General features: G+C 65.9%; 23 protein-coding genes. 9 read left to right on the top strand and 14 right to left on the bottom strand.

Annotation, left to right across the window (positions count from 1 at the left end):
• Window positions 1-4: 4 nt before the first annotated feature.
• The 3 genes from BFE01S_RS27160 (at window position 5) to BFE01S_RS27150 (ending at window position 3973) form a co-directional block, all read left to right on the top strand.
• Window positions 5-1006 (top strand): FAD binding domain-containing protein, encoded by a 1002-nt coding sequence (locus BFE01S_RS27160; RefSeq protein ID WP_028228210.1) that lies wholly within the window; start codon window positions 5-7, stop codon window positions 1004-1006.
• Complete coding sequence (locus BFE01S_RS27155) at window positions 1003-3228, top strand: xanthine dehydrogenase family protein molybdopterin-binding subunit (RefSeq protein WP_028228209.1); 2226 nt, start codon at window positions 1003-1005, stop codon at window positions 3226-3228. The genes BFE01S_RS27160 and BFE01S_RS27155 overlap by 4 nt, the downstream gene beginning before the upstream one ends.
• 157 nt (window positions 3229-3385) lie before the next feature.
• Window positions 3386-3973, top strand: a complete 588-nt coding sequence (locus BFE01S_RS27150) for a nucleotidyltransferase family protein (RefSeq protein WP_028228208.1) — start codon at window positions 3386-3388, stop codon at window positions 3971-3973.
• A gap of 13 nt (window positions 3974-3986) precedes the next feature.
• On the opposite strand, the gene BFE01S_RS27145 is transcribed toward BFE01S_RS27150, so the two are convergent.
• Window positions 3987-4205, bottom strand: a complete 219-nt coding sequence (locus tag BFE01S_RS27145; protein WP_028228207.1) for a hypothetical protein — start codon at window positions 4203-4205, stop codon at window positions 3987-3989.
• A 272-nt stretch (window positions 4206-4477) separates the two neighbouring features.
• Here BFE01S_RS27145 and BFE01S_RS45155 point away from each other — a divergent pair, with 272 nt between their 5' ends.
• Window positions 4478-4627 (top strand): hypothetical protein, encoded by a 150-nt coding sequence (locus BFE01S_RS45155; protein ID WP_169742673.1) that lies wholly within the window; start codon window positions 4478-4480, stop codon window positions 4625-4627.
• A gap of 398 nt (window positions 4628-5025) precedes the next feature.
• Window positions 5026-6033 (top strand): GNAT family N-acetyltransferase, encoded by a 1008-nt coding sequence (locus tag BFE01S_RS40345; protein WP_042338702.1) that lies wholly within the window; start codon window positions 5026-5028, stop codon window positions 6031-6033.
• A 38-nt stretch (window positions 6034-6071) separates the two neighbouring features.
• On the opposite strand, the gene BFE01S_RS27130 is transcribed toward BFE01S_RS40345, so the two are convergent.
• Window positions 6072-7262, bottom strand: a complete 1191-nt coding sequence (locus BFE01S_RS27130) for a glycosyltransferase family 4 protein (RefSeq protein WP_028228206.1) — start codon at window positions 7260-7262, stop codon at window positions 6072-6074.
• Between the two features lie 331 nt (window positions 7263-7593).
• Between BFE01S_RS27130 and BFE01S_RS27125 the strand changes: the two genes are divergently transcribed.
• Entirely contained in the window at window positions 7594-8817 is a 1224-nt protein-coding gene (locus tag BFE01S_RS27125) for a PepSY-associated TM helix domain-containing protein (RefSeq protein ID WP_028228205.1), read from the top strand.
• A 44-nt stretch (window positions 8818-8861) separates the two neighbouring features.
• Here BFE01S_RS27125 and BFE01S_RS27120 read toward each other — a convergent pair whose 3' ends face one another.
• From BFE01S_RS27120 to BFE01S_RS27080, 10 genes are all read right to left on the bottom strand, one after another.
• Window positions 8862-9203, bottom strand: a complete 342-nt coding sequence (locus BFE01S_RS27120; protein WP_245621204.1) for a contact-dependent growth inhibition system immunity protein — start codon at window positions 9201-9203, stop codon at window positions 8862-8864.
• Between the two features lie 187 nt (window positions 9204-9390).
• On the bottom strand, window positions 9391-9684 hold the full coding sequence (locus BFE01S_RS27115; protein WP_042338699.1) for a contact-dependent growth inhibition system immunity protein: 294 nt from the start codon (window positions 9682-9684) through the stop codon (window positions 9391-9393).
• A gap of 2 nt (window positions 9685-9686) precedes the next feature.
• Window positions 9687-10517 (bottom strand): RNase A-like domain-containing protein, encoded by an 831-nt coding sequence (locus tag BFE01S_RS27110; protein ID WP_028228202.1) that lies wholly within the window; start codon window positions 10515-10517, stop codon window positions 9687-9689.
• A 168-nt stretch (window positions 10518-10685) separates the two neighbouring features.
• Window positions 10686-11096 carry a hypothetical protein gene (locus BFE01S_RS44610; protein WP_156967163.1) on the bottom strand — a complete coding sequence of 137 codons (411 nt, stop codon included), beginning with the start codon at window positions 11094-11096 and terminating at the stop codon, window positions 10686-10688.
• A 57-nt stretch (window positions 11097-11153) separates the two neighbouring features.
• Window positions 11154-11636 carry a hypothetical protein gene (locus BFE01S_RS43450; protein ID WP_084170185.1) on the bottom strand — a complete coding sequence of 161 codons (483 nt, stop codon included), beginning with the start codon at window positions 11634-11636 and terminating at the stop codon, window positions 11154-11156.
• A 366-nt stretch (window positions 11637-12002) separates the two neighbouring features.
• Window positions 12003-12455, bottom strand: coding sequence for a winged helix-turn-helix transcriptional regulator (locus BFE01S_RS27100; RefSeq protein ID WP_028228200.1), 453 nt, complete (start codon window positions 12453-12455; stop codon window positions 12003-12005).
• A 44-nt stretch (window positions 12456-12499) separates the two neighbouring features.
• Window positions 12500-13567, bottom strand: a complete 1068-nt coding sequence (locus BFE01S_RS27095; protein ID WP_028228199.1) for a 2-aminoethylphosphonate aminotransferase — start codon at window positions 13565-13567, stop codon at window positions 12500-12502.
• Between the two features lie 10 nt (window positions 13568-13577).
• Window positions 13578-14762 carry a phosphonopyruvate decarboxylase gene (gene aepY, locus BFE01S_RS27090; RefSeq protein ID WP_028228198.1) on the bottom strand — a complete coding sequence of 395 codons (1185 nt, stop codon included), beginning with the start codon at window positions 14760-14762 and terminating at the stop codon, window positions 13578-13580.
• Window positions 14759-16453 (bottom strand): phosphoenolpyruvate mutase, encoded by a 1695-nt coding sequence (aepX, locus tag BFE01S_RS27085; protein ID WP_028228197.1) that lies wholly within the window; start codon window positions 16451-16453, stop codon window positions 14759-14761. The genes aepY and aepX overlap by 4 nt, the downstream gene beginning before the upstream one ends.
• Window positions 16450-17217, bottom strand: a complete 768-nt coding sequence (locus tag BFE01S_RS27080) for a phosphocholine cytidylyltransferase family protein (RefSeq protein ID WP_028228196.1) — start codon at window positions 17215-17217, stop codon at window positions 16450-16452. The genes aepX and BFE01S_RS27080 overlap by 4 nt, the downstream gene beginning before the upstream one ends.
• Before the next feature lie 422 nt (window positions 17218-17639).
• On the opposite strand from BFE01S_RS27080, the gene BFE01S_RS27075 reads away from it, so the two are divergent.
• From BFE01S_RS27075 to BFE01S_RS27065, 3 genes are all read left to right on the top strand, one after another.
• Window positions 17640-19187 (top strand): methyl-accepting chemotaxis protein, encoded by a 1548-nt coding sequence (locus tag BFE01S_RS27075; RefSeq protein WP_028228195.1) that lies wholly within the window; start codon window positions 17640-17642, stop codon window positions 19185-19187.
• Window positions 19188-19400: 213 nt separating this feature from the next.
• Window positions 19401-21146 carry a peptidoglycan D,D-transpeptidase FtsI family protein gene (locus BFE01S_RS27070; RefSeq protein WP_028228194.1) on the top strand — a complete coding sequence of 582 codons (1746 nt, stop codon included), beginning with the start codon at window positions 19401-19403 and terminating at the stop codon, window positions 21144-21146.
• 76 nt (window positions 21147-21222) lie between these two features.
• Window positions 21223-21849: a LysE family translocator gene (locus BFE01S_RS27065; RefSeq protein WP_028228193.1), complete on the top strand. Its 627-nt coding sequence runs from the start codon at window positions 21223-21225 to the stop codon at window positions 21847-21849.
• Window positions 21850-21899: 50 nt separating this feature from the next.
• Here the strand turns inward: BFE01S_RS27065 and BFE01S_RS42370 are convergent, their stop codons facing one another.
• Together BFE01S_RS42370 and BFE01S_RS27055 are read right to left on the bottom strand one after the other, a co-directional pair.
• Window positions 21900-22301: a DUF4148 domain-containing protein gene (locus BFE01S_RS42370; RefSeq protein ID WP_063834446.1), complete on the bottom strand. Its 402-nt coding sequence runs from the start codon at window positions 22299-22301 to the stop codon at window positions 21900-21902.
• A gap of 214 nt (window positions 22302-22515) precedes the next feature.
• Window positions 22516-23277 (bottom strand): Crp/Fnr family transcriptional regulator, encoded by a 762-nt coding sequence (locus BFE01S_RS27055; protein WP_084170192.1) that lies wholly within the window; start codon window positions 23275-23277, stop codon window positions 22516-22518.
• Window positions 23278-23453: the final 176 nt, after the last annotated feature.

Below are 23453 nucleotides of genomic sequence, written 5' to 3'. Positions count from 1 at the left end.
CGCCATGGATGCCATCTCCTACCAGCGCGCCGCCGACGTCAACGGTGCAATCCAGGCCGCGCAGCAGCCCGGCGCCGTCTTCATCGGCGGCGGCACGAACCTGCTCGATCTCATGAAGGGCGGCGTGGCGCACCCCGTAACGCTCATCGACATCACGCGGCTCACGGCCTTGCAGAACGTCGAAACGCTCCCCGACGGCGGCCTGCGCATCGGCGCGCTCGTGCGCAACAGCGACGCCGCCAATCACGCGCTCGTGCGCACGCGCTATCCCCTGCTCACGCAGGCGCTGCTCTCGGGCGCCTCGGCCCAGTTGCGCAATATGGCGACGGTGGGCGGCAATCTCATGCAGCGCACGCGCTGCGGCTACTTCTACGACACCGCCTTCACGCAATGCAACAAGCGCATACCGGGAAGCGGCTGCGCGGCGGCGGGCGGCTTCAACCGCATGCACGCGATCCTCGGCGCGAGCCCGCAATGCGTTGCCGTCAATCCGTCCGATATGAGCGTTGCGCTCGCCGCACTCGATGCGACCGTACAGGTAAGCGGTCCTAACAGTACGCGCGCGATCCCGTTCGCGCAGTTTCATCGTCTGCCCGGCGACCGTCCCGATCTCGACACCACGCTGCAACCGGGCGAGCTGATCACCTCGGTCGATCTGCCGCCGCCGGCGTTCAGCGATCACGCGCACTACCTCAAGGTGCGCGACCGCGCGAGCTACGCGTTCGCGCTCGTTTCCGTGGCGGCGGCGTTGCAGATGGACGGCCATACGGTGCAGGCCGCGCGCGTGGCGCTGGGCGGCGTCGCGCATCGTCCATGGCGCGCGGGCGTCGTGGAGGCGCGCATCACGGGGCAGCCACTCAATGCGGCGACGCTGCGCGAAGCCGCTGCCGCCGAACTCGCGAGTGCGCAGCCGCTCAAGGGCAACGCGTTCAAGGTCGCGCTCGCGCAGCGCGCGATTGTCCGCTCGGTGCTGCTGGCCGCGGGCCAGACGGGAGATTTCGCATGAGCAACCTCACGGGTCAGCCGCTCGACCGTATCGACGGCATCCTCAAGGTCACGGGCAACGCGCACTACGCCGCCGACTTTCCCGAGTCGCGCCTCGCGCATGCCGTCCTCGTCACCAGCACGATATCGAGCGGCACGATTACCGCCATCGACACGCGCCGCGCGCAGCAAATGCCCGGCGTGCTGCTGGTGATGACGTATCAGAACGCCATGCGCCTGCCCAATGGCGGCCGCCCGCCGCTCAGCCCGCCCGCGGGCCGGCACCTCACGCTGCTGCAGGACAACGTGGTGCGCTACAGCAACGAGCCCGTGGCCGTCGTGGTGGCCGACACCTTCGAGCACGCAACGGATGCCGCGCGCCACGTGAGCCTGACGTACGCGGCGTCCCCCGCCACGCTCGATTTCGCGAGCGCGAAGGCCGGCGCCCACGTGCCGCCCAGCCAGCCGGCGCGCCCTGTCGATTCGGCGCGCGGCAACCCCGAAGCGGGGCTGCAGGAAGGCACGGTGCGCCTCGACGCGGTCTACACGACGCCCATGCAGTTCCACAACCCCATGGAACCCCACGCGACGATGGCGCACTGGGACGGCCCCGACCTCACGCTCTACGACGCCACCCAGGGCGTATCGGGCACGCGCGCGGCAGTGGCGGGGGTACTTGGCATTCCTGCCGATAACGTGCGCGTGATCTCGCCGTTCATCGGCGGCGGTTTCGGCTGCAAGGGGTCGTCGTGGTCGCACGTGAGCCTGTGCGCGATGGCGGCCAAACAGACGGGGCGGCCCGTGCGCCTCGCGCTCGCGCGGCCGCAGATGTTCGGCCCCGTAGGCAGCAGGCCGCGCACCGAGCAGCACATCCAGATCGCGGCGCACCCGAACGGCACGCTCACCGGCATGCGCCACGACACCTTCGCGCACACCTCCACGTTCGAAGACTGGACCGAGATGTCGGGCCTCGTCACGCGCATGATGTACGCCGTGCCGAACCAGAGCACGAGCCATCGCGTGGTGCCGCTCAACGTGGGCACGCCGACTTTCACGCGGGCGCCCGGCGAAACCACGGGCTCGTTCGCACTCGAATCGGCCATGGACGAACTGGCCTGGCAGTTGAAGATGGACCCGGTGGCGCTGCGCCTCGCCAACTATGCCGAAGTCGAGCCGCAGGACGGCAAGCCATGGTCCTCGAAGGCGCTGCGCGAATGCTACGAAACGGGCGCCCGGCGCTTCGGCTGGTCGCGCCGCACCTCAACGCCGCGTTCGATGCGCGAGGGCAACACGCTGGTCGGCCTCGGCATGGCGAGCGCCACCTACCCCGCGAACCGCAGCGAGGCCGCCGCGATCGCGCGCATCCTGCCCAACGGCAGCGCGATGGTGGCCTCCGGCACGCAGGATCTCGGCACCGGAACGTACACGGTGATGACCCAGGTGGCCTCGGACGCCCTCGGCTTTCCGCCCGAGCGCATTCACTTCGCGCTCGGTGACTCCACGCTGCCGCGCGCGCCGGGCTCGGGCGGCTCGCAGTCGGCGGCGAGCGTCGCGCCCGCGGTGCAGGCCGCCGGGCAGCAGGTGCGCGACAAGCTGATCGCGCTGGCGCTCGCGGACCCCGCGTCCCCGGTTCATGGCGCGGCACCCGAAGAGGTCGCGGTGCAGGAAGGCTGGGTCGTCGTGCGCCGCGACACCTCGCGCCGCGACCCTGCCGCCGCGATCCTCGCGCGCGCGGGCGGCAAGCCCATCGAAGCCGTGGCCACGACGAAGCCCGGCAGCGAGCGCCAGCAGTACGCGTTCCACTCGTTCGGTGCGGTCTACGCCGAAGTGCACGTCGATGCGGACCTGGGCACGATCCGCGTCGCGCGCATCGTGGGCGTGTACGACGTGGGCCGTCTGCTCAACGAAAAGACCGCGCGCAGCCAGTTGATGGGCGGCATGGTCTGGGGCGTGGCAACGGCACTCGAAGAAGAGGCGCTGCTCGATCCGCGCTTCGGGCGCATCGTGAACGGCAATCTCGCGGAGTACCACGTGCCCGTGAATGCCGATATCGGCGAGTTGGACGTGCAGTTCGTCGGGCCGCCCGATACGCGCTTCAATGCGCTCGGCGTGCGCGGTATCGGCGAGATCGGCATTACCGGCGTGCCGGCGGCGATTGCCAATGCCGTGTACCACGCAACGGGCGTACGGGTGCGCGATCTGCCCATTACGCTCGACAAGGTCGTGCCGCAAATGACGGCCTAGCTCGCCCCCCGTTCGCCCGCGCCGCGCGATCCGCCTGGCCGCCGTTCCCGCCGGAACGCGCCCGGGCAGACGGATTGCGCGCGCGGGCCTTGCCTCACGCGCGCTTGCGCCGCACAATCGACGCTTCCCTTTCTCGCGCGCGAGACACGAGACACCCATGGCCTACGCATCGCTTGCCACCGGCGTTCTTCTCGCCGCCGGCACCGGGTCGCGCTTCGACCCGGAGGGTCTGCGCAACAAACTCCTCGCCCCGCTGCCCGACGGCACCAGCGTCGCGCGCGAGGCCGCGCACCGGCTGCTGCTCGTCGTTCCCAAGGTGGTGGCCGTGGTGCGCCCCGGCGCGGAAACGCTCGCCTGGGTGCTCAACGAAGCGGGCTGCGACGTGGTGTTTTCCGCGGATGCGGTGAGAGGCATGGGCGCAAGCCTCGCGGCCGGCGTGAGCGCGGCCGCGGAGGCGGAAAGCTGGATCGTGGCGCTCGCCGACATGCCGCGCATTGCGGTCCAGACGATTGCCGAGGTGGCGCGCGCCATCGACGAAGGCGCTTCGATCGCCGCACCCTTCTACCAGGGACAGCGCGGACACCCTGTGGGCTTCGGCTTCGAGCATCGCGACGCGCTGCTCGCGCTCGACGGCGACGCCGGCGCCCGCGCGCTGCTCGCCAGCCATCCACTCACGCGCATCGACGTGAACGACCCCGGCATCCTGCGCGACGTCGATACGCCGGCCGACCTGAGCGGCATGTAACGCCCGGCGCGGCTTAGGGACGGTCGATAGCGGCGCTTTCGGCGGCGACAGGCACACCCGTATCGGCAGCGGCGACTTCGGCCGGCGCCGCAAGCTGCGTTTGCATGTGCGGCTGCCCCGCAGCAACCTGCTGCGGGGCCTGCGGTTTGGCGTGGGCTTCGTTGTGACCGAATAGCGAGGGCACACCCAGCAAGCCCGCTACGAACACCACCCCAATCACTGCCGCACCCATGACCGCACTCCGCCTGAACAAACCGGGGGCGCTTCGCGTCCCCCAATTTCGAGAAAGGCTGGAGTCTAAGGGCTGGGATGTCATTGTGAAACCTCGATGACATATAAACAGCGTTGCTTCAACGGCAACAATGGGTGCCGCATCCGCGTCGTGCCCGGCCACGCGCATCGTGCCGCGCGAAACTGCGCAGGACGTGCGGCCATCGCCTACGCTATAGATTGGAGAACGGCCCCGCCGCCACGACGGCTGCTGCGACACACGAGGTATTCGCGATGATCTGCTCGCACACGAATCCGCTGCCCGATCCGCTCGCCGATCCGACGCGCGATCCCGAGCGCGACCCACTCACGCCGCCGCCGCCCGGCCATCACGGCGAGGAGCCGCAACGGCCCGAAGGACCGCCGAGCAAAGACCCGGTATAGGGCACCCCACCCGGGCTTCGACTGGGTCCAACCAGGACCCAACCAGGGACCAACCCAGGGGCCGCCCAGGACGCAACTGCCGCGCCTGCCCCCTTCCGCACGCCCGATATTGTCGGACGAAAAATCCGCGCAAAACGCCGCGCTTTCGCGGATGGCTGGATCTTGGCGTAAACAGCCAGAACCATCTCGCTAGACTGAAGTCCGGGCAAGTCGCGCGCGCTACCCTTGCGTGCGCAAAGACCGAAGCCCGGAAAAGGCGCGCCGCAAGACATCTGGCTGAGCACGAACGGCGCACCCTGCGACAGGAGACCTGGTGGACAGGGGATGCGTCCGCTGGCGTGGAGCGCGCCGGCCATCGCACACCGCGTGTTCATCAGCACGACATGAACGGGTGACCGATGACGACCGTACGAGACCGCGCCCCGCGCGACGGTGTGCTGCCGGCTGCCCCCGCCGGCGCGGCGCCTGCTCGCGCAGCCCATTCGCTTTTTCACGAGCCCTGGTGGCTCGACATCGCCACGCAGGGAAACTGGGCGCTCGCCACGGTCCGGCACAACCACGAGGTCATCGGCGAGATGCCCTACACGCTCACGCGCAAGCATCTCTGGCGCGTCTCGCACCTGCCGCCGCTCACGCGCACGCTCGGACCGGTGATCCCGGCCGTGACGGGCAGCGCGTCGCGCCAGACCCGCCACCGGCTCGACGTCACCGGCCAGTTGATCGACCAGTTGCCTCATTGCGACAGCTTTTTCCAGGTGCTCGATCCGCGCATTGGCGACGCGCTTGCGTTCGCGCTGCGCGGCTTCACGGTGTCGGCGCGCTACACCTTCCGCATCGGCGCGCAGGCCTCGGCCGAAGAGGCCTGGACGCGGCTCGACAGCAAGACCCGCAACGTCATTCGCAGCGCCTCGCGCGAACTCACGATCGCGCCGGTCGCAACGCCCCGCGAATTTCTCTCGTTCTACGAAGCAAATCTCGCCGCGCGCTCGCGCACCAACGCCTATGGCGCGGGCGTGATGCGCCAGCTCGTCAACGCGTTCGTGGAGCGCGGCGCCGGCACGCTGCTGGGCGCCTACACGGATGGCGCCAGGCTCGTCGCCGCGATCGGGCTCGTGTGGGACCAGCAGGCGATGTACTACCTGCTCTCCACGCGCGTGCAGGACGCGCACTGCGGCTCGATCAGCCTGCTGCTCTGGAACGGCATCCTGCGCGCGCTGGAACACAAGCTCACGTTCGACTTCGACGGCTTTTCGAGCCCGGCCACCTTCAGCTTTCTCAACGGCTTCGGCGCGACGCTCACCCAGCGCCTGGGCATTGAGCGGCTCAGCACCTTCTATCTGCTCACGCGCACGCTCAAACGCAGGCTCACGCCCGCCTCGGAAGTCGTGTTCGTTCCCACGCTTTGATTCGCCGATTCGGGCGTACAGACGCCGCCCCGCGCGCCTCACACAAGACCGTGCTGCGCCGCGCCGCGGGCGCCGCGCCGGGTGGCTTCGGCCAGTTCGAGCGCGCTCGCGGCAAAGAGATGCGGCGTCCAGTGCCGGATGGTTTCCAGCGCGCGTGCGGCGAAGCGTTTGCGCAGCGCCTCGTCCTGTCCCAGCCGTTCGATGCGCTGGGCGAGCGCAGACACGTCGCGCGGCTCGACGATAAAGCCGTTGACACCGTCGAGCACGATTTCGCCGGCCACGCCGGCCGTGCGCGTAACGATGGCCGGGCACCCCGCCGCAAACGCCTCGTTCACGCACAGCCCCCATTGGTCGAATTCGCTGGCGAGCACAATGAACTCCGCGAGCGCATAGAGGTTGGGCATCTCGTCGTTGGCAACCGATTGCAGGATCGCCACGTGCGAAGCGAGTTCGAGCACGGCGATACGCTCGCGCAGTTGCGCCTCGAGCGGCCCCTGGCCCACCAGCACGAGCCCGACGCCCGCGCCGTGCAGGCCGGACTGCGCGTAGGCTTCGAGCACCGCGTCCACGTTCTTGCGCGCCACGAAACGGCTCACGCACAGCAGATAACGCTGTGGCAGACCATAGCGCGCACGCACGGCCGCGGCGTCTTCGCGCGCGGCCCCGGCGAGGCGCGAGAAATAGTCCACGTCGATCACGTCGAAGCCAACGCGCGAGCGTTCCATAGGAATGCCAAGCGATGCTGCGTAGCGCCGATGCCGCTCGCCCGCAACGAGCGCGCCGTCGAAGCGGCTCACCACAAGACGCTTGAGCTGCTCCTTGAGCCGGTGGCGTACGCCGTCGTCGGCCTTCGAATCCGACATGTAGATGAGCCTGAAGCGCCGCGTGACGAGCCGCAGCAGGCCGAGAATCGCGGAATAACTCGTGTTGTAGCCGAGCGTGATGACCACGTCCGGCGCGAACGCGCGCAAGCGCGCGATCAGGTGGGCGCACTCGCGCGGGCTCAGCGTATCGCCCTCGGCGCCGTCCGCCACGAGCGTTTCGGCGCGGCCGGGCCGGTTCGCGAAGAAAGCCGCGCGGCGCGGCTGGGGAAAGCCGTACACGCCGGAGCGCCCGAAGACTTCGATCAGCGCCACTTCGTGCCCGAGGCCCGACGCGCTATCGACGAGCGCCTCATAGCGAGGCACGTGGTAGTCACCCAGATTGCCAATGACGAAAAGAATGCGCATGGACAATGACCGCTCGATGTGGAGTTGCCGGGGACTGCGAGGTGAGGCGTTCGCGTTGCTTCGCGTTACGTTACGTCGCAACCTCTTCAGCGTAACCTGAGCGCGCGGCGTTGCGGCGTCGTGGCGAGAATCAGCGAACGTTTGTCCGGGCGGACCCGGTGCGGCGACGGCCCCGCGCACCGGCAAGACAGGCCGCGCGCCGGCGCCTTTCGCGAAGCTTGCGTCTTCGTGTCCGCACCCGTAAAATGCGAACGATTCCCATTTACACGATCGATACGACCGCAATTCCAATGGCGATTGTTCGCAACACGGCGCGTTCCGACGCTGCCGCATGAGACCCCTGCTCGTCCGCCTGCACCGCTGGTTCGGCCTCGGCACGGCGGCCTTCCTGTTTCTCGCCGGGCTCACCGGCGCCGTGATCGCGTGGGACCACGAACTGGACGCGTGGCTCAACCCGTCCTTCTATCAGGCCCGCACGGCCGGCACGCCGTTGCCGCCGGTGACACTGGCCGAGCGCCTCGAAGCCGCCGACCCGCGCCTGCAGGTAACCTACCTGCCGCTCTCGATCGAACCGGGCAGCACGCTGCTCGTGCGCGTGCTGCCGCGCATCGATCCGGCCACACAAGCGCCCTACGCGCTCGATTTCAACGAAGTGTCGCTCGACCCTGTCACAGGCGCGGTGCAAGGCCGCCGCCTGTGGGGCAAGCCTTCGCTCGCGCGCCTGAACCTCATTCCCGCGATCTACCAGTTTCACTACACGCTGTTTCTGCCCAGCCGCGCCGGCATCGATATGAGTGTGTGGACGATGGGCGTGGTCGGCATCGTCTGGCTCCTCGACGGACTCGTCGCGATCGTGCTGGCGTTTCCGAACCTCAAGAGCTGGCGCAAATCGCTCGCGTTTCGCGTGAAGCGCGGCGGCTACGCGCTCACGTTCGATCTGCACCGCTCGGGCGGCGTGTGGCTCTGGGGACTCCTGATGATCGTCGCGCTCACGTCGATCTCGATGAACCTCGCCACGCCCGTCGTGCGCCCGGTCGTTTCGCTCTTTTCGAAGCTCACACCCGATCCGTTCCGCACGGCGTCGCCCGGCCCGCTCCTCGCGGCGGACGAAGAGACGGGCGCCCGCGAACGCATCGTGGCCGCCGCGCCGGAAGCGGGCCGGCGCGAAAATCTGGCGGCACCGCCGGGCGGCCTTTTCTACGTGCCATCGCTGGGTATCTACGCGGTGGGTTATTTCGCGGCGGGAAACAGCCACGGCGATGCCGGTCTCGGCAATCCGTGGCTCGTGATGGACGCTCGCTCGGGCAAGCTCCTCGGCGCGCAGGTTCCGGGCCGCGGCACGGCCGGCGACGTCTTCATGCAGTTGCAGTTTCCGCTGCACTCGGGCCGCATCGCGGGGCTCGCGGGGCGCATTGCGGTCAGCATCATCGGTGTGTTCGTCGCCGTGCTCAGCGTGACGGGCTTTCTGATCTGGCTGAAAAAGGCGCGGGCGCGGCGCAAGCCGGCGAGGCAAGCGGCGGTGGTTGCGGCGGCGCGTGAGCGTGTGGTGAATTGAAGGGGCACGTGGCATAGAAGCACCTGCGCGCGGTAACCAATGGATTACTCTCTTAGAAGACGTTTCAATTCGTCGAGAAATGAAGCGGTTGTATAGCCCCACAACGCCGGGTCAAAATCTTGCCCGTAATCCGTTTCAAACGCGGAATCCAGATCGTCCTGGTGTTCGCTCATAAACGAATCTATTTCGTGAATCATTGCAAGATGGCTTTCCCTCGCGCAATCCTTCCTGTAGCACGAAACAATCTCCGGAATCGTATCCCCCCATAAATCAGAATCTTGATTAAGGTATGCGCCAAACAACTGGTACAGTTTCGGGTAGCGGCTTGATAGCATGACTTTTGCGTTCATCCTACGTAAGCGGTAATACAAAGCGACGTTCACCATGGCGAAGCTGGATGACTTCGCGCCTGCGCGAACGCATGCCGGTGGAGCCAACCCCATAGGGTATGCTGTTTCGCTGGTTTTTCAGTCTTGCCATCGACGATGTGGTGTGGGACCACTCGACCTTCGGAAAGGATCATGACTGGATGCTCAGGCACAACGTCATCATCGCCGCACGGCGACCAGCGGATCACTCGCATAGAAGGCGCTTCAACTCTTCAAGAAATGATTGCGCCGTATAACCGCTCGGTGCTAGTGAAATTTGCTGTTCAAAATTGGATTCAAACGCACTGGCCAAATCCTCGCGATGCTCAGACTTAAACGTCTCTATTTCCGTGATTGCGCCCAGGCGCATGCTCTCATCTATCTCGGATCGATAAACACGCAAAACGTCTGAAATTTTCTCTCCGTACAGATCGTAGTCCTGGTTCAGATACGCATCGAAAAGAAATTGCAGATTGGGATATTTGGTCTCTCCTTCCACTATCACTCCAGAAAAGATGTCAGTATGTAATACGGCATGCCGTTATATTCCTTGCGCCTCAAAACAATCTGCACATTGCTCAAAGGCACGAGCTTTCCTGTCGTACGCACAATGCCGTAACCCGCGTTTTCGCCAGCGCTACCTTTCAAGATCAACGGATAGGTTACCGACGATTGGGACCAATTCCTGATTCTTGAGGCGTTAGCCTGCATTACCCTGGAAATAACGCGTTCTGCGGTTTCCAGGTTAGTGAAGGACGAAACCACTTTCCTGTCGGTTTCATTCGCCAACCGTTCCCGCAGTTGAGCTTCGGTGCGAGCGACATGCTTTTCAATCGTATGTCCACCAACCCAGCTACCTGCCTTCGCCTCATGCATCTGCAGATCGATGCGGCCCATTGTAACGCTGGCTACACGGGCGGCCTTGATCGAGCCGGCAAAGCCGAACGGCACGACCATATCCAGCGACAGGCCGATATTGTTTGCCATCTCGGGGCTGGCGTTCATCGCCTCAGCCAGCCTGGTTGTGCCCAACTGGGTCAACGAGGCCGTATCGCGGGCTGTCCAGAGCTGGCGGAGTCCCGTCGCCACCGTATCCGAACCATGCACGCCAAACACGACACACCCGGCCTTGCTGGCCATCGTCGGCTCCGGCAGCACACAGAGCGCCGCCGCGCCGACCATTTCCAGTACCCCGCCGACAACCTGCAAACCGCCCCATAGCCGGTTGGACAGCATTTCGGACTGGCTAATCGACTGGCGGGAAAGTACCGCCGCCAGTTGCGGAGCGCTCAGTACCACGCGCACGCTGTCTGAATCCTGTTGATACGACATCTGATCCGTACTCCTGATTGCCAAAGCTTCCAGGCTAACAGTCAGATTCCGCCTCTGGAATGGGCGATGGATGATTCTTGCGTGCGGCAAGTCAAATAGTCGAAGTGCATAAGTCAGACACTTCGTACCGCGCTCCAGTCATGGCGATCTGGGAGTGGGATTCCTCGCTTAATCCTCGCCCTCAAACCACATACAAAAATATCGGCCGTCGCCATTCGACATCACGATTCCCGAGTCAAAAGTAGAATCAGTAAAAGGGTACCATGAACCCTGTATTATTGAACTTCCATTTGAAAAGTATCGACTATTTTTGCATTCATTTTCTTCGATAATCTTTTCAGCGAAAAATCGCGCCCGATCTTCCTGCATGCGTTCGCAGCCATACGCCTGGTCTTTCCATAGCAAATTTGTCAGGATAGATACTGCGCAATCCCTGTCTCGCTCTGTTAGTTCACTGACATCAGGCTTCAATCCAAATTTCTGAAGAATTATTGATAAATTACCAGAATAATCAACAACGACGGACACCCTGATCTCACCAGGCGATCGCTCTGCAAGCATTTCCGCTATGACGTTCATTTCATCGATTTCCGTCACTTAATAAAACAGGTCGCGAGAATATAATACGGCATACCGTTATATGCCCCCAGGATCAATTTTTCCACCTCTAATCACAAAGTGTTCTGCGTTAGAACCAGGCACAAAGAACCGCCAATCTTCTTCACCCGCCACACCATCCGGAACGACGGTAAGGAGAAAACCGTGCGACAGGAGAAGATCCAGGCCGCCCGCCTCATGAGCCGTCACAGCTTCAACTGCCGAGAAACCGCGCGCAAGCAAGATCCCTTGAAGACAGCGGGCGCTCGCGTGCGCTTTCTCATCCGGGCCGCGAAGATCAGCTTCCGTTGCCATGGCGTGGCCCGCTTCCTCTAGCCGCCACGCACATTGGACATGCAGCGCCCACGCGCCGACAGACTTCGCCACGCCTTTAAAGTTGGTAACTTGCCGCAGCGGACCAAAGCTCAACGTAAGCATATCGGTGGCATGGTTCACGCCACTCAGTTCCAACCCGCATAGCACCGACAGGCGTTTCTCAACTTCTTTTCGAATATCGATCATCGAATCACCTTCTCCCTATGCCGTCGGAGTTGCGCGGGTCAGATGAAAGTTCTGACACTCCACCTCACATCGGTTTAGCAGGCTATGTAGCCGAGAATCCGAAACAGAAACGCACTCCTAACTTTATGAGGCTATCCATGATTCACCCCCGATTCCATTAGACTAGACTGAATTCGGGTCGAGCAACGGCTCCCCACATAGATGGCAACCGACAGCAAACGGATAGACGCAATGGAGATTCCGATGGCCGGATAGTCGGCCTTCAAACCCGGCGATGACGTGTTTCAGAGGTATTTCAGCAGCCTGCCAGCCAAGCACAGCTATTTTCATTAGCACCGATGCCGCACCAGCATTCCACCCACACATTTAAGGCGTATCCGGTCTTTTAACTTCCGTATTGCCCGCATTCAAAGGCCGGCCATCGTCATGCCGCAGCGTCTGCTTCTTGACCGCGCGCCCGCTTTTTCGATCGATCAGCACGGCGCGCTTCTCCCCCGCGGGAAACAGGTTCGCCTCGCCCCACTGGCGCAGCATGACGATCACGGGGAAGAGCCCCTCGCCCTTCTTCGTCAGGACATACTCCTGATACGCACTGCCGTCCGAAGCGGGCACGCTTTCCAGCACGCCCGCTTCCACCAGCATCTTGAGCCGGTCCGAGAGAATGTTGCGAGCCACGCCAAGACTTGCGAGAAAGTCGCTGAAACGACGCACCCCGTCGAACGCATCGCGCACGATCAGAAGGGCCCACCGGTCTCCCACGATATCGGCCGCGCGGCCGACAGGGCAGGGCGAATCCGCGAAACTCTTTTGCCTGGCCAGCCCGGAATAACGATTCCGGCCTGGCCGTCAATCGTCATGCGCGCTCAGCGCACGATCTCGTCGAACGCAGCCAGCAGCCGCTCGACATCGGGCGCGTGGATGTCGCCCATGGTGGAAATGCGGAACAACTCGGCGGAAAGGCCGCCCTGCCCCGCGTAAATCACGAAGCCGCGCGCCTTCAGCGCGTCGTGCAGCTTCGGATAATCCACGCCTTGCGGCAAGCGGAACGCGCGCAGCACCACCGACGATTCGTCCTTAGGCAGCACGCTCGGCATGCCGCGCGCGGCGAGTCCCGCGCGCACCTGCTCCGAAAGCGCCGCATAACGCGCGTGGCGCGCCTGCCAGCCGCCTTCGTCGGCCAGTTCGCGCAGCGCTTCGACCAGCGCGTAATACGCATGCACCGAGGGCGTAAACGGCGTGTTGCGCTGATCCTGCAGCGTAGCGAGGCGCTTGAGGTCGAGGTAGTAAGTCCGGCTCGCCGCGTTCGCCAGCGCCGCGCGGCGCACGATCACGAAGGCTGCGCCAGGCACGCCGTGCAGGCACTTGTTCGCGGTTGCGGCCACGGCGGCAATGCTGGTGTCGCCGAAGTCGATCGTCTCCGCGCCGAAGCTGCTCACGCCATCCACGAGCATCTGCACGCCGCGCGCGCGGCATGCCTCGCCCAGCGCGCGCAGGTCGTTCAGGCGGCCCGTGGTGGTTTCGTGATGGATGATCGCGACGTGCGTGATCGCGCGGTCCGCATCGAGGTGCGCCACGATGCGCGCGAGATCGGGCGCCTGCATCCAGTCGTGCTTCTCGACTTCATAGGCGATGCCGTACTGCTTCGCGATCTGCGTGATGCGCTCGCCATACACGCCGTTTTCGACGATCAGCAGTTTGCCGTCAGCGGGCACGAGCGACGAGATCATGCTCTCGACCGCCGCGGTGCCGGAGCCGGTCATCAGGACAGCTTGCCATTGGGTCGCGTCGAGGCCATAGACGTCCACGAGGCGCGTGCGCGCTTCTTCCTGCACGTCGAAGAACTCGCTTTCGCGATGGCACAGGTCTTCCTGCAGCAGGCTGCGGCGCACGCGTTCGGTCAGCGTGACGGGGCCGGGGTTGAGCAACAGCATCGGCAACTCCTTATTGAGCGCGTGCGCCGATGTGGCGCATCAGGCGTGTCTTCACATCGGGCGGCGTAATCGTGGGGCGCGGCAGGCCGTCCGGCGTGCCGCGGCGGATCGTAATGCGCACGAAGCGCGTGCCGCTCACGCCGTTGGCACCGGCACGGCGCTCGCGCGCAGCGGCCAGTACTTCGTCGAGCGCGGCGAGGTCGTCGCTTTCGGCAGCGTCGGCATAGCCGCACGCCGCGGCGACGTTCGCGAACGACACCTGCTGCGAGACCGTGGCCTGACCGCCCGTCGAGTCGTGCGCGCCGTTGTCGAGCAGCACGTGCGTGAGGTTCGAAGGGCCATACGCGCCGAGCGTCGCAAACGCGCCCATGCGCATCAACGCGGCACCGTCGCCGTCGAGCGCGACCACGTTCAGGTCGGGGCGCGCAAGCGCGAGTCCAAGCGCGAACGGCGTGACGCAGCCCATCGAGCCGACCATGTAGAGCTGATTGGCGCGGTCGTCTAGCGCATACAACTCGCGGCCGCAAAAACCGGTGGAGGCGACCACCACCGTCGAATCGGCCGGCGTGCCCGCGATCACGCGTTCGAGCGCATCGCGGCGCGACGGCCATTCATCGGCAGTCCTGCCGGTCCACTTCGGCTGCGCCACAGCGAGCGCATGCTTCGCGGGCGCGGCACCATCCTTGAGTTCGACCGGCGCGACGCTGCCCTTCTGCATCACGAGCGCATAGGGGCGGCCCGTTTCGTCCATATGGCGAATCGCGCGCTCCAGCGCCGGCGCGATCTGGTCGGTCCCGGTGGGAAACGTCTCCCACGGAATCTCCATGGTCTCCAGCATCTGCGGCGTGACGGGGCCCATCAGCGCGTGCTGCGGCTCGTCGGCAACGCCAGGCTGGCCGCGCCACGTCACGATCAGCAGTTGCGGCAGACGGAAGGTCCACGTGAGCGAGGTGAGCGGGCTCACGGCGTTGCCGAGGCCCGAGTTCTGCATCATCGTGATGCCGCGCTTGCCCGCGAGCGCGACGCCCGCGATCAGCGCCACGGCATCGCCTTCGTTGGCCGCCGAAACGTAGTGCAGCGACTCGTCCTGCAGCACGTAGTTGATGAACGGCGTGAGAAACGAGCACGGTACGCCCGCGTACCACTCGAAGCCGCGCGCGCGCGCCGCCTCGACGAACTGTGCCGCCTCGATCATGCGTTGCCCTCCGCGCCCTCGCCGGCCGGCGTATAGACGCCCTGGGCGAAGTCGCCCGCGCTGCGGAAATCTTCGAGGTCGTTCACGCCGCGCCAGTGGCCATGCACGTACTGCACTTCGATCTTCTCGCCGTCTTCGATCAATGCGTTCAGGAGCGCCGGCATGTCGAGCGTGTCGAAGTCGGCGCGCGTCTGCAGTTGCGCGAGCTTCTTCGCGAGCTTCTCGCGGCCCGCGCCGCGCACGTTCATGAGGCCGATCCAGCGGCCGTGCGGCGCTTCGCCCGGAGTGCCCCCAGTGCCCACGTCGCTCGAAACGCGCGAGAGCAGCACCTTGTTGCCGAAGAGGCCGCGGTCGTCGGCCGAATTGCACCAGGCGAAGTCGCGCACGCTGCGGTTTTCCGTCGCCGGCGACGAATCGATCACCACGCTGAAGTCCGCCTCGCTCTCCACCAGGTCGCGCAGGATGTAGCTGCGGAACACGAGGTCGCCGTACGCAATGACGGTGTCGTTCTTGAGCGCGTCCGCGGCGCAGGCGAGCGACGCCAGTTCGTTCGTTTGCGCGTAGCGTTCGTTGCGCACGAGCTTGATGCCGGCGGTGTCGATGGCGTCGGCGCGATAGCCGCCCACCACGGTGATGTCGTTCACCTGCTCCTTCTTGAACGCATCGACCAGCCAGCGCAGGAGCGGCTTGCCCGCCACGGGCAGCATGACCTTGGGCTTGTCTTCGGTCACGGCGTCGAGGCCCGAGCCCCGGCTCGCGGCCAGCACGATGGCCGAACCCGCGCCGCGCGAGGTGGACAGGTAACGGTCTTCGGCCTCCGCGTATTCGTCGGCGTCCTGCAAGCGGAAAATTTCGTTGACCGAAGCAATGCGGTCTTCCACGTCCACCAGCGTCTCGGTGTCGTGAATGGTCTTCGCCACCGCCTGCATGGCCGAGGCCGAGGCGCGCACGAGATGGTTCGCCCAGATCACGACGCTGATGCCCGCCTTGCGGAACACGTCGGTCGGCGTGCTGTAGTACTTGGTCGGCACAATCACGAGCGGGCCGCGGCCAGCCCATTCGCGCGCGAACGTGAGGATCTCGTCGGATTTCGAGAGCTTGCTGTGGATGAGAATCGCATCGGCGCCCGCAAGGCGGTAGGCCTCGGCGCGCTTGAGCGCCTCGTCCATGCCCCAGCCCGCGATCAGCGCTTCCACGCGCGCGACGATCGAGAAGTTCTCGTCGGTCTGCGAGTCCTTGCCGGCCTTGATCTTGCCGCAGAATTCGTCCATGTCGGCAAGCGGCTGCGCTTCGCCCTTGATGAAGCTGTTGGTCTTCGGGAACTGCTTGTCTTCGATGCACACGCCCGCAATGCCGCGCTGTTCGAGCTTGCGCACGAGCCGGCGCACGTTGTTGAAGTTGCCGTAGCCGGTATCGCCGTCGAGCAGGATGGGCAGGTCGCTCGCGTCGGCCATGAATTCGAGGTTGTCGACCACCTGGGTCCAGCTCGCCTCGTTGTTGTCGCGCACGCCGAACTGCGCGGAAATCGAAAGACCCGAGCCCCAGATGGCCTTGAAGCCGGCCTCGCGCGCAATGCGTGCGGAAAGGCCGTTGTGGGCTTCCATCAGGAATTCGAGTTCGTTGGAAACAAGCATCTGGCGCAGACGGGCGCTGCGGGATACCGGAACCATGGCGGGTTCGCGTGCGTTCATCGTGTCACTCCTACCGGACGGCGCAGTTGCGGCAGCACCTGCTGCGCGGCGCGCGTCACATCGTTGGGAAAATCGATTTCGATCCAGGGGGCGCCGGTCACATCGGCGGTCTCGAACGCGTCGCCGCGTTCGAGCAGCAGGTCGCGCAACGCCTCTTCGTGAGGCAGGTTGGCGCGGCCGCTTTCGACATAGCCCGCGACGATCTGCGCAAAACGCCGCGCCGTGGCTTCGTTCAGGCGAAAGAAGCCCACCGACTCGCCGATCGTGTCGTACTGCAGACCCACCGCGAGCTGCTTGCGCAGTTCGATGGGCACGCCATCGCGCAGGCACAGCTTCACCGGCTCGTCGCCGGTTTCGAAGTCGCGGTCGATCAGGAGGCGGTTGGCGGGCGCGCTGCCGGCCACGAGCGGCGCGAGCACGCGTTCGTCGTAGAGCACGTCGGCGTCCATGAGCAGCACGTCGCCGCCGCGCGTGAGCGCCTCGGCCACGCAGTGCACCGTGAGCACGCTGCCCAGATCGAAGCGCGTGTTAAGCACGGTTTCGACAGGGTGCGGCCAGCCCATGCGCGCGAGTTCCGCCTCCACGCTGTGCGGCTGAAAGCCGAGCGCAAGGACGACCTCCGTCACGCCCGCCGCTTCGAGCAGGCGCAAATGCCGCTCTAGCAGCGACGTGCCGTCGAACTGCAGCAGGCATTTCGGAAACTGTTCGCCCTCGGTTTGCTGAAGCCGCAGGCCGAGCCCTGCGGCAAGAATGATCGCTCGCATGCGTTTTCCAAGGGTGTCGTTCTGGAGCGGTCGGCGCCGCCCTCTCTGGTCGCGGCCCACACGGCGCCGGCGCGGCAGGGCCGCGGCGGCCTCTGCGGGTCCTGTGTCGGATGTGGGCCGAAGCCGCGACTATAGCGGAAACGATTCCCCATTGCCTTGCAGCACCGCCAATCGTGGCAAAACATGGTGTTGCAGTGAAATTTGTGGCTTTGATGCGGGTCTTTTGGCGTTTTTCCCACATATCGATCGGGCCGCTGCCAAAGGCTTGATTCGTCGGATGAAACTGCGCTCGCACCGGGTTCGCCCTGGGTCACGTGGCCATGGCGGCAAGCCGTTAACGCAAGAAGGGCAGGAGGGGCATGCAGGTGCAGCCCGTCTCGCCCGCCCCTCGCAGCCACGAGAAAGAACCACCCCGACCGACCATGACACTGACCAAAAAACTCCGCTCGATGATCACGATCCTCTGGATCGGTCTCCTGCTCATCGTCGCCTTCGGCGCATGGCAAAGCCGCAGCGCGATGATCGGCGAACGCGAGGCGCAGTTGAAAACGCTCGTGGAAGAAGCCACGAGCGTCGCCAACTACTACTACACGCTCGCGCAGCAGAACAAGCTGTCCGACGCCGATGCGCAAAAGCAGGCGCTCGCCGTGATCGGCTCGATCCGCTACGGCACCGACGGCTACCTGAGCATCAACAACTCGCAGGCCGTGATGCTCATGCACCCGATCAAGCCGGAACTGGTGGGCAAGTCGCTTGCCGGCTTCACGGACCCGGCCGGCCACCATCTGTTCACCGACCTCGCCGAGGCGGCCAACCGGCCCGGAGGCGCCTTCGTCGATTACCTCTGGGCCAAGCCCGGCCACGACCAGCCCGTGCCCAAGAAGAGCTACGCCAAACGCTTCGCGCCGTGGGACTGGTGCATCGTGACCGGCATGTACATGGACGACGTGCGCGCCGCCTTCTACGAAAGCCTCGGCATCTGGCTCGCCGTGACCTTCGTACTGGGTGCGATCGCAACCATCGTGATGATCTTCGTGGTGCGCAGCGTGCGCGCCTCGATCGGCGGCGAACTCGAAGTGGCCGTGGACGCGGCCAACCGCATCGCCCAGGGCGATCTCACCGCGCGCGTGCAGGCGCTCGGCCACAACGAACGCAGCCTCATGCACGCGCTTTCGACGATGCAGGGCTCGCTCGTGCAGACGGTGTCGCGCGTGCTGGGCGGCGCGGAGAACATCAACGTGGGCGCCAACGAGATCGCCTCGGGCAACACGGATCTCTCGCAGCGCACGGAGCAGCAGGCCGCGGCGCTCGTGGAAACCGCCTCGAGCATGGACCAGATGACGACCAACGTGCGCCAGAACGCGGACAGCGCCCAGCACGCGGCGCAGCTCGCGAGCCAGGCCGCCGACGTGGCGACGCGCGGCAGCGAAGTCGTGGAAAACGTGGTGCGCACGATGGGCGACATCACCACGAGCTCGCGCCAGATCGGCGACATCATCGGCGTGATCGACGGCATTGCGTTCCAGACCAACATTCTCGCGTTGAACGCGGCCGTGGAAGCCGCGCGCGCGGGCGAGCAGGGCCGCGGCTTTGCGGTGGTTGCCGCCGAGGTGCGCAGCCTCGCCCAGCGTTCGGCCACGGCGGCCAAGGAGATCAAGGCGCTGATCGGAAAGTCGACCGGCACGGTGGCGGAAGGCGCGCAACTCGTGACCGACGCGGGCACGACGATGGGCGAGATCGTCCAGTCGGTGCGGCGCGTGCACGAGATTCTCGAAGAGATCAGCCATGCCTCGCGCGAGCAGAGCGCGGGCATCGAGCAGGTGAATCGCGCCGTGGGCGAGATGGATCAGGTGACGCAGCAAAATGCCGCGCTTGTCGAAGAGGCCGCCGCCGCCGCTCACTCGCTCAAGGACCAGGTGACGATGCTGCGCGAGGCAATTGCGAGCTTCAGGCTGCCCGCATTCGCGTAACGAAACCGATGTCCCCTGGGCCGGCTACGCCGTCCGGCCCAGGCTGCGATTTACCCCTCCGGCTTCCCCCGCCTCGTTAGTTCTCCCACGTTGTTCCTTGCTGTTTCCCTGCTCGGCGAGCCCCGCTGTGCCGGGCAACCGCACGCGCCAAACATTTCATTTAAATTACACTACATTTACAATCAACCCCATGACACCCCCGCACGCCCCCCGATGACCCGCCGGAACACGCCGCCGCGCGACCCGCACGCCACGGCCACCCGCCACCCGATGCTCTCCCCGCGCCTGCCCGCGTGGCGCTCGAAGTTCGTGGTCTTCGTGGCCTTCGCCGCCTTCGCGGCGCTCGCCGGCCGTGCGCTGTGGGTCCAGGTGGTCAACCACGACTTCTATGTTGCGCAGGGGCAAAAGCGCTATCAGCGCACGCTCGCACTCGACGCGATGCGCGGCCGCATCGTGGACCGCAACGGCGCGCTGCTCGCCGTGAGCCTCGAAACCTTCGAGATCTGGGCAAGCCCGAAACTCGTGGACGAAGCGGCCCACGAACCGCTCGCGAAACTCCTCGGCATGCCGGCGGCCGAGCTGCGCCGCCGCCTTGCGGGCGACCGCTCGTTCGTGCTGCTCAAGCGCCAGGTGGACGCGGAAACCGCCGCGCACATCGACGAGATGGCCACCGGCGGCATCACGCTGATCGCGGACTCGCGGCGCTTCTATCCCGAAGGCGAATCGGCCGCGCACGTGGTGGGCTTCACCGATATCGAGGACGCCGGGCAGGAAGGGGTCGAGCTCGCGGCAAACGACCGCCTGCGCGGCACGCCCGGCCAGCGCGAAGTGATCCGCGACCGGCTGGGACGCGTGATCTCGGAAACGCGCGAGCGCGTGTTGCCGAAGAACGGCGAGACCGTTCAGCTCACCATCGACCGCCGCGTGCAGCAGCTTGCCTACACGCAGCTCAAGGCCGCCGTCACGAAGCACAACGCGGAAGCGGGCAGCGTGGTGGTGCTCGACGCACGCAACGGCGACATACTCGCGCTCGCGAACTGGCCGTCCTACGACCCGAACGACCGCTCGCGGCTCACGGGCCGCCAGTTGCGCAACCGGGCCGTGGTCGATACGTTCGAGCCCGGCTCGACCATCAAGCCGGTGGTGGTGGCGCTCGCGATGGATCAGCGCAAGGTGGGCCCGGGCACCATCGTCGATACCTCGCCGGGCACGTATCGCATCGGCCCCGCGACGATACACGACACCTCGAACCACGGCCGCATGACCGTGGCGGAGGCGATCCAGAAGTCGAGCAATATCGCGCTTGCCAAGATCGCGCTGAACCTGCCCGCGCAGACCATCTGGGACACCTACCAGTCCTATGGGCTCGGGCAGCGGCCCGAGGTCACGTTCCCCGGCGCCGCGGCGGGCCGCGTAAGGCCGTGGGCGCGCTGGCGCCCCATCGAGCAGGCGACGATGGCCTACGGCTACGGACTTTCTACGTCGCTGCTGCAGATCGCCCAGGTCTACACGGCCTATGCGGGCGACGGCACGATGTACCCCGCGCGGCTGTTGCGTACGCCGGAAACGCCCGTTGCCGCCGACTCCGCGGATTCCGCCGATGCGCCCGCCGCCCTGGCCCGCCGGGTCACGACGCCGGCCACGGCCGCGGCAATGCGCGGCATGCTGGAAATGGCGACGAGCGAAGGCGGCACGGGCCGCTCGGCGAAGGTCGAAGGCTATCGCACAGGCGGCAAGACCGGCACGGCACGCAAGCAGATCGGCGCGGGCTACGCGAAGAACCGCTATCGGGCGCTGTTCGTCGGCATGGCGCCCATGAGCGCGCCGCGCGTGATCGTCGCCGTGATGATCGACGATCCGGCGGGCCGCACTTACTACGGCGGCACGGTCGCGGGGCCGGTGTTCTCCGGTGTGACGGCCGGCACGCTGCAACTGCTCGGCGTGCCGCCGGACGCGTGAGCGCGAGGCGCGGGCGTTTTCACGGTAAGCTTGGCGCTTTGCACTCCACCGCGCAAAGAGGCGCACGCCGATCGCCATGAACTTCCTGCCTCAACTTGCCGCCATTGCCGGCGTCATGCTGCTCGCCTGCGCGAGCCCGGGCCCCGACATGCTGGCCGTCACCTCGCACGCGTTTGGCCGCCGCCGCGCAGGGCTGTTCGCCGCCGCCGGCATTGCCACTTCGCACGTGCTCTGGGCCACGCTCGCCGTGTTCGGCCTCGGGCTGATACTCGCGCAACTCGCGTGGCTCTATGAGGGCATCCGTATCGCGGGCGCGATCTATCTCGTGTATCTCGGCGCGAAGACGCTGATGAGCCTGCGCCAGTCGTCGGGCGCGGCAGCGGCGCCCGCAGCGGCCGCGAAAACGGCAAGCAGCGCGCATTCGTACCGGCGCGGCCTGCTGGTCGGCCTCACGAACCCGAAGGCCGCCGCGTTCTTCGGCAGCCTGTTCGTGACGCTGCTGCCGGCCCATGCGCCGATGTGGGTGCACGGCGCGACGGTAGCGACCGTGGGCGCCGTGTCGATCACGTGGTTCACAGCGATGGCGCTGCTGTTCTCGACGGGCAGCGTGCAGCGCGGCTACCAGAAGCTGCGCCGCCCCGTGGACGCCGTGATGGGCAGCGTGCTCGTCGCACTGGGCGCGCGGCTCGCGCTCGATCACTAGGCGCCAGGCGGCGCGCCCGCGCCGCCAATACCGCTCCCGCTTCATTCAGTTCAGTGATGCGGGTACGCCTGCGGCGCCTCGCCCACCGGTACAGACGGTCCATGCGACACCCCATGCGATAGAGGCGGCACCTTCGCCGCAGCAGGCGCGCCCGACTCCCCGTTCAACTCCGGCGGATTGCCGTAACCCGAGTCCGCCACCTGGCGCTCCTGCGCAAGACGCGCTTCGTTCGCACGCTTTGCGGCCAGACGCTGCATCGCCGCCTGCGTTTCTTCCGGGTAGGTGGAATCGTTCACGTGCGCCGGGTTATATCCCACCGACTCCAGATCGACGATCTCCTGCACCACCTGCGCTCGCGTCAGCGGGCCGTTGCCGGCGGTCTGGGCAAACGACATTGCGGGAACGACGGCCATCATCGAAACCAGTGCTGCGCACAGCATGGGGCGCTTCATTTTGCTCTCCTGACGAATTGACGAGACTCGTGCCGCGGACCGGAGGCCGCAAACGGCGCACGCGTCGATGCACAAAGTCTACGCAGGAAGGCATGCCCCAAAAACCGCCCGCCCGGGAGGAGACCCTTCCAATCCGTGCAACACCGGGATGAGAAACCGGGTAACGGTCCAGGTCATGGATCAGGTAACGGACCAGGTCAGGACGCGTCCCGCCTCAGAGCTGATCGCGCCCGTAGGCCCGCAAGCCGCCCAGATCGAGCACGTCCACGCGGTTGTAAGAGAGCGTGACGAGCCCCGCCTTCTCGAGCGCCTGCAACGCCTGATTGACCCGCTGCCGCGAGGCGCCCGCCAGCATGCCGATCTCCTCCTGCGAGATCTCCAGCGCGCTGCCGGTCTCCGGGTAGAGGTCGGGGTTGAACATTTGCGCGAGCGATTGCGCCACGCGCGCGTCGATGTCGAGCAGGCGGCTGTTCTGGATCAGGCCGATGAATTCGCCCATGCGGTTGTTCAACTGATGGATCACGAAACGGTTGAACGGCAGGCTGCAGTCCATCAGCCGGTGAAACGTATCGGCGGTCACCGCCATCACGAGCGAGGGCTGCAGTGCGATCACGTCGTACTTGCGCGGCTCGCGCTTGATCACGCTGCCCTCGCCGAACCATCCGCCGTGCGGCACGCCGGAGAACGTGCAGCCGCGCCCCGAGGCGTTGAAGATCGCGAGCTTCACGAGACCCGAGCTCACGCCCAGCCAGTACGCCGAGGGCGCCTCGCGCGCGGCCACGGTCGCGCCCGGCGCATACGCCTGCGCGTGCGAATCGGCCAGCACCCGCGCGCGATGCTCCGGCGCGAGCGCGCGGAACCAGGCGCAGCGCTCGAAGAGAGCCGCGAGGCGCACAGGGTCCGCGGCGTCGATGCGAGACACGGGACGGCCGGCCTCGCCGGATGCTTCGCCGCCCGACGGTAGGGTGGAATGCATGATCGCGCACACTCTCAGAGGGAGGGAGACGGCGGGCCGCTCTGTCGCGCCGGCGACAGACTAATGCGCGCGGTCCTGCCACGATAGCGCGCATCATACCGATAAAGATACCGACGACGACAGCGGCCCGCTGCGGCAAACTGGCCAGCGCCCGCCGCCCGGCTGGCGCTGCCGTT

It is taken from the genome of Paraburkholderia ferrariae NBRC 106233, assembly GCF_000685035.1.
Classification (GTDB): Bacteria; Pseudomonadota; Gammaproteobacteria; order Burkholderiales; family Burkholderiaceae; genus Paraburkholderia; species Paraburkholderia ferrariae.
Note: the sequence above shows the minus strand (reverse complement) of the source record. Positions and strands in the feature narration are given on the sequence as shown.

Bases quoted from the DNA above. Each gene is read 5' to 3' on its own strand.
- BFE01S_RS27070 (WP_028228194.1), top strand. From the start codon at position 19,401: ATGACCCGCCGGAACACGCCGCCGCGCGACCCGCACGCCACGGCCACC.
- BFE01S_RS43450 (WP_084170185.1), bottom strand. From the start codon at position 11,636: ATGATCGATATTCGAAAAGAAGTTGAGAAACGCCTGTCGGTGCTATGC.
- BFE01S_RS45155 (WP_169742673.1), top strand. From the start codon at position 4,478: ATGATCTGCTCGCACACGAATCCGCTGCCCGATCCGCTCGCCGATCCG.
- BFE01S_RS27075 (WP_028228195.1), top strand. From the start codon at position 17,640: ATGACACTGACCAAAAAACTCCGCTCGATGATCACGATCCTCTGGATC.
- BFE01S_RS27145 (WP_028228207.1), bottom strand. From the start codon at position 4,205: ATGGGTGCGGCAGTGATTGGGGTGGTGTTCGTAGCGGGCTTGCTGGGT.
- aepY (WP_028228198.1), bottom strand. From the start codon at position 14,762: ATGATCGAGGCGGCACAGTTCGTCGAGGCGGCGCGCGCGCGCGGCTTC.
- BFE01S_RS27055 (WP_084170192.1), bottom strand. From the start codon at position 23,277: ATGCATTCCACCCTACCGTCGGGCGGCGAAGCATCCGGCGAGGCCGGC.
- BFE01S_RS27150 (WP_028228208.1), top strand. From the start codon at position 3,386: ATGGCCTACGCATCGCTTGCCACCGGCGTTCTTCTCGCCGCCGGCACC.
- BFE01S_RS27065 (WP_028228193.1), top strand. From the start codon at position 21,223: ATGAACTTCCTGCCTCAACTTGCCGCCATTGCCGGCGTCATGCTGCTC.
- BFE01S_RS27080 (WP_028228196.1), bottom strand. From the start codon at position 17,217: ATGCGAGCGATCATTCTTGCCGCAGGGCTCGGCCTGCGGCTTCAGCAA.
- BFE01S_RS27110 (WP_028228202.1), bottom strand. From the start codon at position 10,517: ATGTCGTATCAACAGGATTCAGACAGCGTGCGCGTGGTACTGAGCGCT.
- BFE01S_RS27155 (WP_028228209.1), top strand. From the start codon at position 1,003: ATGAGCAACCTCACGGGTCAGCCGCTCGACCGTATCGACGGCATCCTC.
- BFE01S_RS40345 (WP_042338702.1), top strand. From the start codon at position 5,026: ATGACGACCGTACGAGACCGCGCCCCGCGCGACGGTGTGCTGCCGGCT.
- BFE01S_RS42370 (WP_063834446.1), bottom strand. From the start codon at position 22,301: ATGAAGCGCCCCATGCTGTGCGCAGCACTGGTTTCGATGATGGCCGTC.
- BFE01S_RS27095 (WP_028228199.1), bottom strand. From the start codon at position 13,567: ATGCTGTTGCTCAACCCCGGCCCCGTCACGCTGACCGAACGCGTGCGC.
- BFE01S_RS27120 (WP_245621204.1), bottom strand. From the start codon at position 9,203: ATGGTGAACGTCGCTTTGTATTACCGCTTACGTAGGATGAACGCAAAA.
- BFE01S_RS27130 (WP_028228206.1), bottom strand. From the start codon at position 7,262: ATGCGCATTCTTTTCGTCATTGGCAATCTGGGTGACTACCACGTGCCT.
- BFE01S_RS27160 (WP_028228210.1), top strand. From the start codon at position 5: ATGGATGCCATCTCCTACCAGCGCGCCGCCGACGTCAACGGTGCAATC.
- BFE01S_RS44610 (WP_156967163.1), bottom strand. From the start codon at position 11,096: ATGAACGTCATAGCGGAAATGCTTGCAGAGCGATCGCCTGGTGAGATC.
- aepX (WP_028228197.1), bottom strand. From the start codon at position 16,453: ATGAACGCACGCGAACCCGCCATGGTTCCGGTATCCCGCAGCGCCCGT.
- BFE01S_RS27125 (WP_028228205.1), top strand. From the start codon at position 7,594: ATGAGACCCCTGCTCGTCCGCCTGCACCGCTGGTTCGGCCTCGGCACG.